Annotated in this window: 1 protein-coding gene; it reads right to left on the bottom strand. The window is 56.1% G+C overall.

Features of this window, described 5'->3' with window-relative positions:
- Positions 1 to 310: 310 nt before the first annotated feature.
- Positions 311 to 514 carry a hypothetical protein gene (locus CA234_RS24160; RefSeq protein ID WP_126002949.1) on the bottom strand — a complete coding sequence of 68 codons (204 nt, stop codon included), beginning with the start codon at positions 512 to 514 and terminating at the stop codon, positions 311 to 313.
- Positions 515 to 706: the final 192 nt, after the last annotated feature.

The following is a 706-nucleotide window of genomic DNA, read 5'->3' as shown; positions in this document are numbered from 1 at the left end:
CTGAGCAGCTCGCCAGCCTCGCTTGCGGTGATCTCGCCCCGCTCGACGCGCTGCAGCGTTTCGTACCGTGACAACTCGCTCCGGCTCATCGCGACCACCGTCATCAGCGTGCCCCCAATTGCTCGGGTGGCATGCCACTCGGAAGGCGCCGACCAGAGATTGTGACATCTCTATCTGGCGGAAGAGTGACATTTGTACGTTGCGCTTACACCGGTTAGAACGCATCCAAAACGATAATAGAAATTATGTAAAGCTGCACCAGATTCGACATTGTCGAGCGTGTGGTCCTGAGCGCCGCCTAAAGCGAAATCTACCGGTAGACCATAACCCTGGGCTGCTCGCGCTCATTTGGAAGCAGGGCGCGCGCCACTTTCCTGGTGCCGCACCACAACTCCCATGCGCTCCTGCCAGTCCGCGATACCTTCTCCACCGCCTCGTTATCGTGAGCGGCTTCAACATCATCGCCAGAAACGATGTGATCGTTTTGGTTCAAGCGATAAAAGCGGTAATGCATGGCCCTACCTCCTTCGCGCCTCGTTAACCAACACCCGATCGCCAGGTCATTACGTAATACTACGCTCTCATGACCGTCATTTTGGAAGCGGAGCCGCACAGAACCTACACCAAAACTGAGGTCCGGTGTAATTGAAACTGATGATGCACCTGATGGGTGTGCCGCGAGCCGATCGACGACGATTGATCATGC

It is taken from the genome of Sphingomonas sp. ABOLE, assembly GCF_003950455.1.
GTDB lineage: Bacteria > Pseudomonadota > Alphaproteobacteria > Sphingomonadales > Sphingomonadaceae > Sphingomonas > Sphingomonas trueperi.
Note: the sequence above shows the minus strand (reverse complement) of the source record. Positions and strands in the feature narration are given on the sequence as shown.

Bases quoted from the DNA above. Each gene is read 5' to 3' on its own strand.
- CA234_RS24160 (WP_126002949.1), bottom strand. From the start codon at position 514: ATGCATTACCGCTTTTATCGCTTGAACCAAAACGATCACATCGTTTCT.